General features: G+C 70.5%; 13 protein-coding genes. 3 read left to right on the forward strand and 10 right to left on the reverse strand.

Features of this window, described 5'->3' with window-relative positions:
• Window positions 1–4: 4 nt before the first annotated feature.
• Both OG453_RS00595 and OG453_RS00600 read right to left on the reverse strand, forming a co-directional pair.
• Window positions 5–559 (reverse strand): NADH-quinone oxidoreductase subunit B family protein, encoded by a 555-nt coding sequence (locus tag OG453_RS00595; RefSeq protein ID WP_005313804.1) that lies wholly within the window; start codon window positions 557–559, stop codon window positions 5–7.
• Window positions 560–580: 21 nt separating this feature from the next.
• Entirely contained in the window at window positions 581–940 is a 360-nt protein-coding gene (locus OG453_RS00600) for an NADH-quinone oxidoreductase subunit A (RefSeq protein WP_003992243.1), read from the reverse strand.
• An 841-nt stretch (window positions 941–1781) separates the two neighbouring features.
• On the opposite strand from OG453_RS00600, the gene OG453_RS00605 reads away from it, so the two are divergent.
• On the forward strand, window positions 1782–2597 hold the full coding sequence (locus OG453_RS00605) for a C40 family peptidase (RefSeq protein ID WP_266863368.1): 816 nt from the start codon (window positions 1782–1784) through the stop codon (window positions 2595–2597).
• 99 nt (window positions 2598–2696) lie between these two features.
• Here OG453_RS00605 and OG453_RS00610 read toward each other — a convergent pair whose 3' ends face one another.
• Together OG453_RS00610 and OG453_RS00615 are read right to left on the reverse strand one after the other, a co-directional pair.
• A complete protein-coding gene (locus tag OG453_RS00610; protein ID WP_266863370.1) occupies window positions 2697–3023 on the reverse strand; it encodes a putative quinol monooxygenase in 327 nt (108 codons plus the stop codon).
• Between the two features lie 61 nt (window positions 3024–3084).
• Window positions 3085–4374 carry a geranylgeranyl reductase family protein gene (locus tag OG453_RS00615; protein ID WP_266863372.1) on the reverse strand — a complete coding sequence of 430 codons (1290 nt, stop codon included), beginning with the start codon at window positions 4372–4374 and terminating at the stop codon, window positions 3085–3087.
• 97 nt (window positions 4375–4471) lie between these two features.
• Here OG453_RS00615 and OG453_RS00620 point away from each other — a divergent pair, with 97 nt between their 5' ends.
• The gene (locus OG453_RS00620) at window positions 4472–4996 is read left to right on the forward strand and encodes a GNAT family N-acetyltransferase (RefSeq protein ID WP_266863374.1); all 525 of its coding nucleotides are present in this window, start codon (window positions 4472–4474) and stop codon (window positions 4994–4996) included.
• A gap of 122 nt (window positions 4997–5118) precedes the next feature.
• Window positions 5119–5457, forward strand: coding sequence for a PASTA domain-containing protein (locus OG453_RS00625; protein ID WP_266863375.1), 339 nt, complete (start codon window positions 5119–5121; stop codon window positions 5455–5457).
• Window positions 5458–5505: 48 nt separating this feature from the next.
• On the opposite strand, the gene OG453_RS00630 is transcribed toward OG453_RS00625, so the two are convergent.
• The 6 genes from OG453_RS00630 to OG453_RS00655 form a co-directional block, all read right to left on the reverse strand.
• Window positions 5506–8088, reverse strand: a complete 2583-nt coding sequence (locus OG453_RS00630) for a zinc ribbon domain-containing protein (protein WP_266863377.1) — start codon at window positions 8086–8088, stop codon at window positions 5506–5508.
• Between the two features lie 153 nt (window positions 8089–8241).
• Window positions 8242–8934 carry a demethylmenaquinone methyltransferase gene (locus OG453_RS00635; protein WP_266863379.1) on the reverse strand — a complete coding sequence of 231 codons (693 nt, stop codon included), beginning with the start codon at window positions 8932–8934 and terminating at the stop codon, window positions 8242–8244.
• Between the two features lie 180 nt (window positions 8935–9114).
• Window positions 9115–9714 carry a hypothetical protein gene (locus tag OG453_RS00640; protein ID WP_266863381.1) on the reverse strand — a complete coding sequence of 200 codons (600 nt, stop codon included), beginning with the start codon at window positions 9712–9714 and terminating at the stop codon, window positions 9115–9117.
• 7 nt (window positions 9715–9721) lie between these two features.
• Entirely contained in the window at window positions 9722–10921 is a 1200-nt protein-coding gene (gene mqnC, locus OG453_RS00645) for a cyclic dehypoxanthinyl futalosine synthase (RefSeq protein ID WP_266863383.1), read from the reverse strand.
• Between the two features lie 71 nt (window positions 10922–10992).
• Window positions 10993–11697: an A24 family peptidase gene (locus OG453_RS00650; protein ID WP_266863385.1), complete on the reverse strand. Its 705-nt coding sequence runs from the start codon at window positions 11695–11697 to the stop codon at window positions 10993–10995.
• Between the two features lie 16 nt (window positions 11698–11713).
• Complete coding sequence (locus OG453_RS00655; protein WP_266863387.1) at window positions 11714–14692, reverse strand: BTAD domain-containing putative transcriptional regulator; 2979 nt, start codon at window positions 14690–14692, stop codon at window positions 11714–11716.
• Between the last annotated feature and the right edge of the window lie 63 nt (window positions 14693–14755).

The following is a 14755-nucleotide window of genomic DNA, read 5'->3' on the forward strand; positions in this document are numbered from 1 at the left end:
TCGCTCACCGCAGCAGCCCCTTCATCTCGATGGTGGGGAGCGCCTTGAGGGCCGCCTCCTCCGCCTCGCGGGCCGCTTCCTCCGCGTTGACCCCGAGCTTGGAGCCCTGGATCTTCTGGTGGAGCTTGAGGATGGCGTCCATCAGCATCTCGGGCCGCGGCGGACAGCCGGGCAAATAGATGTCAACGGGGACGATATGGTCCACACCTTGCACAATCGCGTAATTGTTGAACATCCCGCCCGATGACGCACAAACCCCCATGGAAATGACCCACTTGGGGTTCGGCATCTGGTCATAGACCTGCCGCAGGACGGGCGCCATCTTCTGGCTCACCCGCCCGGCCACGATCATCAGGTCCGCCTGGCGCGGTGAACCGCGGAAGACCTCCATGCCGAAGCGCGCCAGGTCGTAGCGCCCGGCCCCTGTCGTCATCATCTCGATGGCGCAGCACGCGAGGCCGAAGGTCGCGGGGAAGACGGATGACTTGCGCACCCAGCCCGCGGCTTGTTCGACGGTGGTCAGCAGAAAACCGCTCGGCAGTTTCTCTTCGAGTCCCATGCTCTTTGGCCCCTCAGACCTTTAGTCCCATTCCAGGCCGCCACGCCGCCATACGTACGCGTACGCGACGAAGACGGTGAGCACGAAGAGCAGCATCTCCACGAGCCCGAAAATCCCCAGCGCATCGAAGGTGACGGCCCAGGGGTAAAGGAAGACGATCTCGATGTCGAAGACGATGAAGAGCATCGCCGTCAGGTAGTACTTGATGGGGAATCGCCCACCGCCGGCCGGAGTCGGCGTCGGCTCGATCCCGCACTCATACGCCTCGAGCTTGGCGCGGTTGTACCGCTTTGGACCGATAAGCGTGGCCATGACCACGGAGAAGATCGCAAAGCCTGCCCCGAGGGCTCCCAGCACGAGGATGGGCGCATAGGCGTTCACGCTCCTCGCTCCTCTCAGTCGGCACTGACTGTTGGCGGTTGCGTTGGGCCGAGGCCCGCGAAGATCGCGTACATGTGAAGCAGGTCACAAGCCCAACTGCCACGCATCTTATGCCCGCCGGTCTGTGATCTGCGACACGGGGTGCGACAACAGCTTTGTGATCTCCACCACCTGACGAAGGATCATGAAGTCGGATGAGCGGTGATCTTCATACGCGAAGCGCCTGAGTGATCACCAGAGGTGACATCTCAGCGAGTCACCCCTGGTCGAGAGGGTGTCGCTCTATCAAGGGATGGCGGCCGCAAGCAAATTGGCGCTGGACACATCAGCTTGATAGTGGCGCCCCGTTCACACCTTGGCGGGAGAGGTGTGGACGGATGTGGACGTGTGCACCGATTCACGAGCGAGAGTGACGCACCGCCTCGCGCACGGAGCGCCATCTCGCGCGCGGGAGGGAGTGGTGACCCCCGCGCGGGGATTCGGTGTCCGGCGCGCGGGGATTCCGTGCCGGGCAACACCCCCGAAATCTGCGGGAGATCTCAGGAAGGTCTCGGCGGGATCTCAGGGAGATCCCCTAGGGTCGCGGATGTGACCTGCGCCACAGCGCCATTCGCGGTCGAGAAGCCGGGCTTGGCCAACGGCCTCAACGGGTGGTAGACCGTGGGCAATTCGGACGTATCACTGAAAGCCCATGATCACAGGCGTGATCACCGTTGTCCGCATTGCCCGTTACGGCGTCAATAAGAAGTGACACGCCCGGGATTCAGGGCCGCCGCGAGCAACTGTGGCGCAGCACACGTTTCTTGATGGGAACCCTGACTCCCTGATAGCGGTTGTTCTCATGTCCCACACCGCTCACATACCCAGCCACCGGAAGCCCCGTCGCAGCGCCACGAAGCAGGCCCTGCGCGCCGGAGTTGCCGGTGGCGTCCTCAGCACCCTGGCAGTGGCCGCGGCCGCTGGCACGGCGAACGCCGCCGAGCCGGTGACCGAGACCATCGAAATGCCCACGCTCACCACGGATCTGTCGACGCAGATCGCGCAGTCCGCGGAGGCCACCCAGCAGGCCGCCGACAGCTACGAGCTCCGCGCCGAGCAGGACGCGGCCGCCGTGAAGGCCGCGAAGCAGGCCAAGGAAGACCAGGCGCAGGCCGAGAGGAAGGCCGAGGCCAAGGCGAAGGCCGAAGCCGCCGCCAAGAAGAAGGCGGAAGAGGAGCGCGCGTCGCGCGCCGCCGAGCGCACCACGCTCAGCGCCTCCGCCGGCGGCTCCAGCGCTTCCGCCGATGTGGCCGCCCCGGCCAGCGGCAGCGTCGGCACGGTCATCAGCTTCCTCAAGGCCCAGCTCGGCGACGCGTACGTCATGGGTGCGTCCGGGCCCAACGCCTGGGACTGCTCCAGCCTCGTCCAGGCCGCGTTCAAGCAGGCGGGCGTGGACCTTCCGCGCGTCTCGCAGGACCAGTCGGTCTCCGGTACGCCGGTCGCGCTCTCCAACGTCCAGGTGGGCGACATCCTTTACTGGGGTGGCGCCGGTTCCGCGTACCACGTCGGTGTGTACATCGGTAACGGTCAGTACCTCGACGCCGCCAACCCCGGCAAGGGCGTTGTCATCCAGGACCTGTCGGGTTACCCGGCCGACGGCGCCGTGCGCGTCCTCTGAGGGCCCTCACAGCCGCACACAGCAACACAGAAGGGCCGGGAACCCCCAGCGGGGTTCCCGGCCCTTCTGTGCGCTTCTGGTGAAGGCTCAGCCCTTCGGTCAGCCCTTCGGGGAGAGCTCACCCATCTCGGACCAGCTGCCGCCCGGGATCTCGGTGTGGATGATCTCCGGGGTCGCGGCGATCAGCTCGGACATCGTCTCCATGGCGGTCTTGAAGTGGTCGGACCCGACGTGCACCGCGCCCGCCTCCTGCGAGGCGAAGCCCTCCAGGAGGACGAACTGGTTGGGGTCGTCGACGCTGCGGGACCAGTCGTAGAAGAGGTTGCCCTCCTCCGCGCGCGTGGCCGCGGTGAACGCGGCGGTCCGCTCCAGCCAGCTGTCGCTGTACTCGGGGCGGACGGTGAACTTGACGGCAATAAAAATCATGCGTCCATTTTGCACCGTCTCGCCCGGAGCCCGCGCCGCCAGGCCCTCGGAGCCACCTTGCTCAGGCCTTCGGGGCCACCTTGCTCAGGCCGTTGATGATGCGGTCCATCGCGTCGCCGCCCGTGGGGTCGGTCAGGTTGGCCAGCATCTTCAGCGTGAACTTCATCAGCATCGGGTGCGTCAGGCCGCGCTGCGTCGCGATCTTCATGACCTTCGGGTTGCCGATGAGCTTCACGAAGGCGCGGCCGAGGGAGTAGTAGCCGCCGTAGGTGTCCTTGAGGACCTTCGGGTAGCGCTGCAGCGCCAACTCCCGCTGGGCGGGCGTCTGACGGGCCTGAGCCTGGACGATCACATCTGCGGCGATCTGCCCTGATTCCATGGCGTACGCGATGCCCTCGCCGTTGAACGGGTTCACCATGCCGCCCGCGTCGCCGACCAGGAGCAGGCCCTTGGTGTAGTGCGGCTGGCGGTTGAAGGCCATCGGCAGTGCGGCGCCGCGGATCGGCATCGTCATGTTGTCCGGGGTGTAGCCCCAGTCCTCCGGCATCGAGGCGCACCAGGCCTTCAACACCTCGCGCCAGTCCAGCTCCTTGAAGGCGGCCGACGAGTCGAGGATGCCGAGCCCGACGTTCGACGTGCCGTCACCCATGCCGAAGATCCAGCCGTAGCCGGGAAGCAGCCGGTCCTGGGCGCCGCGGCGGTCCCACAGCTCCAGCCAGGACTCCAGGTAGTCGTCGTCGTGGCGCGGCGAGGTGAAGTACGTACGGACGGCGACGCCCATCGGACGGTCGTCGCGGCGGTGCAGCCCCATCGCGAGGGAGAGCCGCGTCGAGTTGCCGTCGGCGGCGACCACAAGCGGCGCGTGGAAGGTGACCGGGGTCTTCTCCTCGCCGAGCTTGGCGTGCACGCCGGTGATGCGGCCGGTGCGGTCGTCGACGATGGGGGCGCCGACGTTGCAGCGCTCGTGCAGGCGCGCGCCCGCCTTCTGGGCCTGCCGGGCGAGCTGCTCGTCGAAGTCATCGCGCTTACGGACCAGGCCGTAGTTCGGGTAGGAGGCGAGTTCCGGCCAATCGAGCTGGAGCCGAACGCCGCCGCCGATGATACGGAGGCCCTTGTTCCGCAGCCAGCCCGCCTCTTCGGAGATGTCGATCCCCATGGAGACGAGCTGCTTGGTGGCGCGCGGCGTCAGACCGTCGCCGCAGACCTTTTCCCTTGGGAACGCTGTCTTCTCAAGAAGGAGTACGTCGAGTCCGGCCTTCGCCAAGTAGTAGGCCGTCGTGGAGCCGGCTGGCCCGGCCCCGACGACGATCACATCTGCGGTGTGTTCGGTGAGGGGCTGGGGCTCGGTCACGGCGGGTTCTCCCCAAGGCTCGAAATCTGTGTGCCGGCGGGCACGGGATATGGGCAGTCTATGCAGCGGTACTGATCCACCAGCCGAAGGGCCACCCGTGACAAAGCAGGCACCGCCGCACCAGACCCTGCCCGCCGTACAGCTGCGCGTCCCCACCGACGAGGACGCCTTCGTCTGGCACCGGCTGTTCGACGACCCGGACGTCATGGAGTTCCACGGCGGCGTGTCGGCCGAGATGTCCGTGTACGAGGAGCTGACGGCCCGGCAGCGCAGACACGACGCCGAACTGGGCTTCTGCTTCTGGACGTTGCTCGACGCGGACGGCGAGCCGATCGGCTTCACGGGGGCGCAGCCGTGGCCGCACGACTGGGGCCCCAAGGGCAGGATCGAGATCGGCTGGCGGCTGGCGCGCGCCGCTTGGGGCAAGGGGTACGCCACCGCTGCCGCGAGGGAGAGCCTTGAGCGGGTGCGGGCTGCGGGGATAGCCGACGTGGTGGCCATGGTCGACGTACGCAATGAGCGGTCGGTGGCGGTGGCGGGCCGGCTCGGCATGCGCCTTGAGGAGACGTTTACGCTTCCGGGGGGACAGCGGCAGGGGCATCGCTTCGGTCTGGTTCTTTAGCTCGCCGAGTGCTTCGCTGGGGGATGCCACGGGATGCCGTCCTCCATCCGCGGCGCCTTCGTGGCTGATCGCGCAGTTCCCCGCGCCCCTTCAGGGCGCGTACCGCCCGGGGGGTGACATCCGTGACGAAGGCGCCCAGGACCGCCGAAGTGCGCGTACCGCGGCTGATCGGTCTCATGGCCGTCGACGCGCGCGAGTCGGCCGCGGAGCACGGTGTGCTGCTCGCGGCGCCGGACCGCCCCGACTTCCATCTGGTCGTCCTCGACCATGTGGTGCGGCAGTACCCGCTCCCGGGCATGTGGATCCCGCGCGACGCCGTCGTCACGGTGTGGTTCGAGCTCGGCCCCGGGGAGGGCGAGGGCGGCGCGGGAGTTCGGGAGCCGCGCCGCCCGGGCACTCCGGGCGGCGGGCTCCAACGGGAGCTGGACGAGCCGGGACCCGAGGTCGGCGTCGGCTGGTGACCCCGGGCGCCTCGCCCCGGGGTCATCACCGCACTTCCCGCGGAGCGCTCAGCCGTTGATCCGCCAGCGCTCCAGCGCGATGCGGTGGATCTTCTCGCCCTCGCCCGCGGGCCAGAAGTCCGCGCGCCAGGAGAGCTGGATGGCGTACTCGGTGCCGTTGTCCGCGACGTAACTCTGGTTCAGCGCATGGATCTCGCGGCCCGACGTGTCGGTGTAGGTGTACTCCCAGATGGCGCCGCCGCGGCCCTGGAAGGTGTTCGGCTCAAGGCGGATCCGCTCGTAGTCCGACTTCTCCGGGTCCTTCTTGGCGTCCTTCTCGATCGTCGTGAAGTTCTCGTACGAGGTGTACGTGGCGTTCGGCACGACGCCGACGAGGAACTCCTCGCGGCCGGTCGACCCGGCGTACACGATCTGCCCCGGCCGGTCCTCACCCTGCCGGGACCACCCCTCGGGGACGGCGAACTCGAAGCCGCTGACATCGCTCACGAGTTCCGACCCCGCGGGCACCTGGCCGCCGGAGGTCTCATCGTCGTCCGCGGCGTCGGGGGTCGCGGTCGGCTCGACCGTGGGGGTGGGCGTGGCCGAGGGGGACGGCGATCCGTCGGGCTGCTCGGAGCGGCTGACGGCGGGCTTGTCGTCCTTGCCCACGTTGTCGCCCTTGTCGTCGCCGTTGCTCTGCCAGAGCAGTACACCGGCCGCGGCGCCACCCCCGACGACGAAGGCGGCGGCGAGGGTGCCGACCCAGAGGCCGGCGCGGCTGCGGGGCTTGGAGGGCTGCTGGCCGAGGTGGAAGGTGTGGGGGTCGTATACGGGGGATGCGGCTGCGGGTATGGGGGATGCGGCTGCCGGTACGGGTGATGCGTTCGGTACAGGTGATGCGGCCGGTGCGGGGGATGTGGCCGGAGGTGCAGCCGGGGATCCGGCCGGAGACGCGGCCGGAAATGCAGCCGGGGGCCCGGCCTGAGATGCAGCGGCAGATGCCGCCGCGGACGCATCCGGTGCAACCCCCGCTCCCGGAGCGCCAGTTCCCGCAGGGCCGGCCGGCATCGGCGGGACCGGCGCCGGGACGACCCCCGGCCGCCGGCCCAGGATCTGCAGCAGGAACGGCGCGACGAACGCCGCCGCGGACACCCAGAGCAGCCCGAACAGCAGCGCGTCCGGCACGCTCACGCCCGCGTCGAAGCTGCCGTTGCCCGAGCCGCTCATGCCGCCGCCGAACTCCGACGACGCGCTCCCGGTCGCCTCGACGCCGACCCCGCCGACCCCTGCGAGCAGCAGGACCAGCCCGAAGAAGACACCGGCGGCGAGCAGTTGCTCCCCCCGGTGCGCGGAGCGGCGCGCGGCGAGGACACCGAGGATCAGCGCGCAGACCAGCCCGAGCGCCAACGCACCCACGACAGCCCAGGAGTTGGTGACATCGCCCAGCTCGGAGAGGCCGAACGACTCCTTCTCGAAGCCCCCGCCGAACCCTGAACTGCTGCTCTGCACCGACGCGTCGAGCGGCGCCCCCCATCCGAGACCGAGGAGCGCGACGCCGAGGTTGGGCAGTACGAGCAGGGCGATGACCAGCGGCGACACATCGGCGTCGTCGAGGTCCATGGCGCCGGCCAGGTCGTCGATCTGGGTGAGGCTGATGAACGCGACGACCGAGCAGAGCACGAGCACGACGGCGAGCGCGCGCAACGCGGTGCCGGTGGCACGGAACAGCGCCTGCCAGGCGGGGCGTTGGGCCAGCCACTGGCCCAAGTCGGCGCGGTGCAGCACACCGCAGGAGACGGCGAGCGCGAGGACGAGCGCGCCGAGCGTGGCGAGCACGGGCGACGAGGAGATCTCGACGCCCTCGATCTCGGGCTGCGCGAAGAGACCGAGCACGAGGATCCCGCCGGTCACCAACAGCGTGACCCGCAGGGCCGCTTCAAGACCCGCGGTGCCACCGCCTCCGTGTCCCCCGCCGCGTACGAGAACACGACTGCGCAGGATGCGTACGCCGATGAAGAGGGCCCCGATCCACAGCGCGGTCGCGGTCAGCGGGATCAGATGCAGGGTGGCGCTGCCGTCGAACGCGAGGTCTCCGCCGGAACTCCCGCCCCCGAACATCGTCTCCTGCCGCTCGCCGCCCGAGATCTCGAAGCCGCCGCCGACCGCCTGGAGCAGCAGCGCGAGCGCGATCCGCATCCGGGTGCCGAACCCGACGAGGACGTCATCCCCGTCGTCCCCCTGCCCGTAGGAGGGAACGGCCAGCGCCACAGCCGCGATCAGCACAAGGCCCACGGGCCACAAGGCGGCCTGCGCGGCCCCGGCCCAGTCCCCACGAAACGCCCGCCCCAGGAAGGCCCCCACCGGCGACGGCGCCGCGGGCTGCGACGGCGGCGCGGGGACGAACGCGGGTGCGGGCGGAGGCGGGGGCGGGGGCGGCGAGAGGGGTGCGGCAGGGACCGCCGGTTCCGCGTCGGCAGCAGCCTCGTCGCCGCTGGACTCAACCCCTGTGGGTACGCCCAACTCGGCCTCAGGCGGCACGTCGGGCCCCGCGTCCACGGACGTGTCCCGCACCCGCTCCCGCCCGCACTTCATGCAGAAGCGAGCCTCATCAGGAATGGAAGACCCGCATTGGGGACATTGCGGCGACGCCATGGGAACGCTCCGTCATTGGGGAGATGACCAGAAGGGACCGACTCGTGCCCACCGAGCTCGCAGCGCCCGAGGCGGTTCGGCAGAGTCGTATCAACGGACACATCTTGCCCGGTGGCCGGTTCCCGTCAACTCCCGTTCAGGAAGCCCCCGGAGCTAAGCTTTGAACCCCCGGTGCAGCGCCACCACACCACCGGTCAGATTCCGCCACGCCACCTTCGACCAGCCCGCGCCCCGCAGCCGCGCCGCCAGCTCCGGCTGCTCGGGCCAGGAGCGGATGGACTCCGCGAGATAGACGTACGCGTCGGGATTGGACGACACCGCGCGCGCCACCGGCGGCAGCGCCCGCATCAGATACTCCTCGTAGACCGTGCGGAACGGCGCCCACGTGGCGTGCGAGAACTCGCAGATGACGACCCGGCCGCCGGGCTTCGTCACGCGGTACATCTCGCGCAGCGCCTGGTCCGTCTCCTGGACGTTGCGAAGGCCGAAGGAGATCGTGACGGCGTCGAACGTGTCGTCCTTGAACGGCAGCTTCGTCGCGTCGCCCGCGGTGAACGGCATCCAGGGGTGGCGCCCCTTGCCGACCTGCAGCATGCCGAGCGAGAAATCGCAGGGCACGACGTACGCTCCCGCTCGGGCGAACGGCTGGGACGAGGTTGCCGTGCCCGCGGCGAGGTCGAGGATCTTCTGCGCGGGGCGCGCGTCGACCGCCTTCGCGACCTCCTTGCGCCAGAGCCGGGCCTGGCCGAGCGACAGGACGTCGTTCGTGAGGTCGTACCGTTCCGCCACGTCGTCGAACATCGAAGCGACTTCGTGCGGCTGCTTTTCCAGGGAGGCGCGGGTCACCCGGCCTATTGTGTCAGGCCGGTCTTCTTTCCTGCCGGGCGCCTCCGCATCTGCCGTGTCGCGGTGTGTGCGGCGTGTGCGGGTTGCGTTTTGGTTGCTCGCGCCCCGCGGCGGAGCCGCAAATCGATACAGTCCCGCGCCCCTGACGGGGCACCCCTCAGCGCCCCTCACTAGCGATACTCAGCGGCTGCGGTACACCATTCGTCCGCCGATCACCGTCGCCACGCACGTGCCCGCGCCGCGTCGCACCAGGTCCGCCCGGTCGGTGACGTCGAAGATCGCGAAGCGGGCCGGGCCGCCCGCCGTCAGAGGTGGCAGCAGGACCAGCGGCGTCGGTGACAAGGACGGTGGGCCCGGCAGCTGTGGTGGGCGCGCGCCCACCACGAGGCCCGCCCTGCGGACCGCGTCCAGGACCGGGCGGGCGCGGAGTTCGCCCGCCACCGCCACCGTGCCGTGTGCCAGGAGGCGCTGTACGCCCCGGCGCGCGCTCGCGCCCAGGCGGGACGGGTCCGCGCGGAAGATGGCTGCCGCCCGCTCCCCGCCAATGGGCTCGGTGCCCAGCTCGGCGGCCTCGCGCGGGTCGGGGTGGTAGGTGGCTTCGAGGAGTTCGGGACCGTACGGGTTGAGCAGGCCCGGCATGAGGATGCCGGGCCAGTGCCGGACTCGGGCCGAAGGGTGCGCGGCGGCCAGTTCCTCGGACGGACCGACGGCGGCGATGTTCGCGCCGTCGGCCAGGACCGCCGTCTCCGGCGAGCGTTCGGCGACGTGAAGTGTCAGCAACGGAACCTCAGTTGGAGGCGAGGAGCTTGAGCTCCGGGTGGGCCGTGCCGCCCTCGATCGCCGTGGAGGAGATGTGCGAGGCGACGCGGTCGTCGACCGGGTCGTTCGCCGGGTCGTCGTGCACGACGAGGTGCTCGTACGTCGTGGCGCGCTGGGCCGGGACGCGGTCCGCGGTGCGGATCATGTCGATCATCTCGCGCAGGTTGTTCCGGTGCTTGGCACCCGCCATGGAGACCACGTTCTCCTCCAGCATCACCGAGCCGAGGTCGTCCGCGCCGTAGTGCAGGGTCAGCTGGCCGGCCTCCTTGCCGGTGGTCAGCCAGGAGCCCTGGATGTGGGCGACGTTGTCGAGGAAGATCCGCCCGATCGCGATCATGCGGATGTACTCGAAGATCGTCGCCTGGGTGCGGCCCTTGAGGTGGTTGTTCTCGGGCTGGTACGTGTACGGGATGAAGGCGCGGAAGCCGCCGGTCCTGTCCTGTACGTCGCGGATCATCCGCAGGTGCTCGATGCGCTCGGCGTTGGTCTCGCCCGTACCCATGAGCATGGTGGAGGTGGATTCGACGCCCATGTTGTGGGCGGTCTCCATGATCTCCAGCCAGCGCTCGCCGCTCTCCTTGAGGGGGGCGATGGCCTTGCGCGGGCGGGCGGGCAGCAGTTCGGCACCCGCTCCTGCGAAGGAGTCGAGGCCTGCGGCGTTGATGCGCTGGATCGCCTCCTCGACGGAGACCTTGGAGATGCGAGCCATGTGCTCGACCTCGCTCGCCCCCAGGCTGTGGATGACCAGCTGCGGGAAGTCCTTCTTGATCGCGGCGAAGTGCTTCTCGTAGTACTCGACGCCGTAGTCCGGGTGGTGGCCGCCCTGGAACATGACCTGCGTCCCGCCCAGCTCGACGGTCTCCGCGCAGCGGCGCAGGATGTCGTCGAGGTCGCGGCTCCAGCCCTTCTTGGTGTCCTTCGGGGCGGCGTAGAAGGCGCAGAACTTGCACGCCGTCACGCAGACGTTCGTGTAGTTGATGTTCCGCTCGATGATGTACGTCGCGATGTGCTCGGTCCCGGCGTACCGGCGGCGGCGCACGGCGTCGGCGGCGGCGCCGAGCGCGTGCAGCGGGGCGTCGCGGTAGAGGTCGAGAGCCTCTTCCGGGGTGATCCGCCCGCCTGCGGCGGCACGGTCGAGGACGGACTGGAGGTCGGCCTTCTCGGTCACCGGGAGGTCCCTTTCATAGGGGTTGCGGACGGACTGATCCAGCGTACGCCAGCCCTTTCGGCCACCCGACGTCAGGCGGCGTACGCCCCGATCATGAGGCCCACGAACGCGCCGCCGATCAGGAAGGGACCGAACGGGATCGCCGTCTTGCGCCCGGCGCGGCGGGCGATGACGAGCCCCACCCCGTACAGCGAGGCGAGCAGGAACCCGGCGAAGGTGCCGAGCAGCAGCACGCCCCAGCCGTACCAGCCGAGCACGGCCCCCAGGCAGAGGGCGAGCTTCACGTCGCCGAAGCCCATGCCGTTGGGGCTGATCAGGAAGAGCAGGAAGTACACCGCGGACAGCGCGAGCGCCCCGTACAGCGCGTTCAGCCAGGAACCGCCGTGCTCGGGCAGCAGCGCGGCGCCCCCGAGCAGCGCGAGCGCGGCGCCGGCGAGCGGCAGCGTGAGCACGTCCGGCAGCCGGTGCACGGTGAAGTCGACCAGGGCGAGCAGCACGCCGAAGGGCGCGAGCAGCATCCAGACGCCGAGCTCGGGCCGCGCGCCGGTGGTGAGGGCGAGAGCGGCGCAGACGAGGGCGGTGGTGACGACGGTCCCGGAGGTCCGGGGCCCGTAGCCCCCGGCGAGCCCGACCCAGGAGGTGAGGGTCGCCCCCTCCGGGGTCTCGGCGCGCCAGCCCTCGCCGGGCGGCACCGAAAGACGGTACGCGGCACGCGGCACGAAGAGCCCGACGAGGGCGCCCCAGAGGGCGCCGCCGAAGGCGAGGAACAGCAACAAAAGCGTCGACTCCCCGTCAGCTGACCGCGGTCAGGCCACTGCGCCAGGTCGGCAGCAGCTCGTCCAGCAAGGCCTCCGTCCGGGGCGGCACACCCCGAGCCCCACTACGGGCCACGAGATCCGCGGCAACCTGCTGCAACCGCGCGGAGTCGCCGGTGGCATGCGTGGCCCGCAGCAGTTCGTTCCAGAGCCGCTCATCGCCCGGCGCGGAGCCGAGCGCCGCGTTCAGCGCCTCGATGGCCTTCTCCGCGCGCCCCTTCTCCAGGTGGAACTCGGAGAGGGCGAGCCCGATGTCCGCGACGAGCAGCGGCAGCTGCGCGTCGATGATCTCGTGCGTGAGCCAGCCGTAGCGCCCCTGCGGCCGGTCGGCGAGCAGCGGCCCGCGCACCAACACCAAGGCATCGGTGAGCATCCGCCCGCGCACGGCACGGCTGTTGGCACCGCGCCCCTGCGTGGCCTCGTGGTAGAGCGAGCGCAGCACGTCCAAGTCGGAGACGACGGACTTGGCCAGCGTGAGCCGCCCGCTCTGGTCCGCCCGCAGCCGCGGCGCGCCGTCAGGATCGGTGCCGAGCCACTCCCGCAGCCGGTCGACGAGCGCGTCCCGCACGTCCTCGGTGACACCGCGCGGCCACAGCGCGGAGGCGAGCACCCGGGGGTGCACACCTTCGCGGTGCAGCAGGAGCAGCGCGAGCGCCTCGTGCATCAGCGGACTGCGCTCGCCGTCCGGAGTGTCGAGGCCGATGATCTCGTACGTACCGACAAGGCGGGCGTACACCGCGGGCCTGCCCTGCTCGGTGACGTCGACGAGGAACGGCGGAGCGGTCGCCGCACGGCCGGCACCGGAGCCGGTGGCCCCGTCCCCCGGGTCGGCCTCGACGAACAGCTCGACCACGGACCGCTGCAGGGCCTCCGGCAGCGTCTGCGCCTCCAGTTCGAGCCCGAGCAGCGGGGCGAGCAGCTTGCCCTCGCGGGTGATCTCCATCTCCCAGGCGGCGCCCGGCAGGTCACCGGACTCGGTGCCGACGAGGTAGCCGATGCCCAACCGGCTCGCGTCCGCGGCCAGTTCGGCGAGCTTCACGGCGTCGTCGCCGGTCGGCTCGGCGGCGAGCAGCACGAGGTGCGGCGCCCAGCGGGTGTGCTGGGCCGGGCCCGTACGCCCGGTGAGGACCGAGTCGTGGCCCGCGGCGCCGAGCGCGCCGCGGCGCTGGCGCGTCTCGGCCTCCATCGTCTCGATCAGCGCCTCGATGTCGTCGAGGTGGCGCAGCCGGTTGGGCGCGAGCGGCGTCAGGTCCTGGCCGAAGCCGACGAGCGTGATGGTCATGCGGTCCGACCAGCCGTTGGTGGCCAGCTCGGCGGCGACGGACGCGAACACGGCGGCGCGGTCGGCCTCACGTCCGCTCAGCGACACGACGCCGGGCACGGCCTCCAGGTTGAGGAGCAGCCGCGAGTCGTCGAGCGTGCCGAGGCTGACGAGCCCCGGATAGGGAGCGGCGGTATCCACATCCTCGTACCGCTCGGCGTCGGTGCGCGCCAGCATCCAGAACGTCTGGTCCTGTCCCAGCTGCCACGGCGCGGGCGGCCGCCCGGCGGGCTGGGCGAGCTGCAGATGCAGATCGCCGTTGCTGAGCCAGGCCGCGTACACGGTCGGCAGGGCACGCGACTCCTCGGCGAGCGAGGCAGCGAGCCCGCGCAGCGAAAGATCCAGCAGCCGTACGCCGTCGGGGTCGGCGCCCACGAGCAGCGCGTCCTGCGCGGCCGCGGCACCCCCGGTCGGCGTCGGCGGCTCCATGCCGCGGCGGCCGCCGACGGCGCCCATGGCGGACTGCCACAGCGCGTGGCGCCTGCGGCGTCCGAGGGCGCCGAGCAGTCCGGCGGCGAGGAGGGGCGCCCCGAGGAGCGCTTCCGGAAGACCGAAGGAGAAGCCTTCGGACTCGCTGCCGCTGCTGGCGGCGGGGGCTTCCTGCTGCCCCTTGCCTCCCCCTTCGGAAGGCCGCTGCTCGGGAATGGTGATGTGCGCGGTATCGCGATCGACGGACCCGCCGCCGCCCTGCTCCTGGGCGCCGCCACCCTGCCGGTGGTCCCCGGACTTGGCGTAGTCGGAGATCTGCTCCTTCACGTCCTGCGAGATCTTGGGTGCCTCGTCGGGCATCTCGACGAGCTCGCCGCCGTGCGCGTCCGCGGGCATCTCCATGATCCAGCCGGGCCGGATGAGGCTGGCCTCGGAAAGCCGCGAACCGTCGGGCTGCTCACGGTCCTTGTTGAGCTGGTAGATCTCCTTGTACCGGCGCCCGTCGCCCAGGTGCCGCTCGGCGATCTCCCACATGGAGTCGTGGTGACGGCCCTCCGGCGGCTGAATCCGGTAGTACTTGGTGTCCCCGTCCTTCTTGTTGCTGCCGCCGCCCTCCGCATGGGCGGCCGCCTGGTCGGCCTGCTCGGCGATGGCACTGGCGGCGCTGCCCGCCTGCTCCTGCCCGAAGAGACCACCCGGGGTCTGCTGGGCGGAGGCGGCAGACGCGGGCTTCTGATTCCCCTCCAGCGACTGCCCGAACTGCGAGAGCCCCGGCGCGAAGCTGGCGGCGGTGGCACCCACGAGCAGCAGTGCGGCGACGAGCTGCCGGGCGAGGAGCTGGCTGCCGCCGGCGCCGGGAATGCGATTGGGCATGCCGACACCGGAGAGCGCGGCCTTGACCTCGACAAGGACGCAGGCGGTGAACTGCGCCCAGGCGAGCCAGACGACGACGGTCAGTACGTTGATGAACGTACCGACCGTGATCTCCTGCTGCAGCCAGTCCAGCGAGGGCGAACCGCCCGGCAGCGGCCACCCCACGGCGTACGCGAGGGCTCCGGGCACGCCGACGACCAGCGCGACAAGGGCGACGAAGGCGAAGAACGCCTTGACGAAGTCCCCGAACGTACGACGACGCCGGGGCAGCGGCTGCGGCGTCCGGTTCCGCGGAGCCGACGGGCCCGTAGAGCTTGAAGTGGTGCGCGCCATGGCGGGTGTCCTGGTGTCCTCTGCTGCTGGGAGGGAGCGGGTGGAGTGGCTGGAGGCCGGCGA

It is taken from the genome of Streptomyces sp. NBC_01381 (assembly GCF_026340305.1).
In the GTDB taxonomy this organism is placed as follows: domain Bacteria; phylum Actinomycetota; class Actinomycetes; order Streptomycetales; family Streptomycetaceae; genus Streptomyces.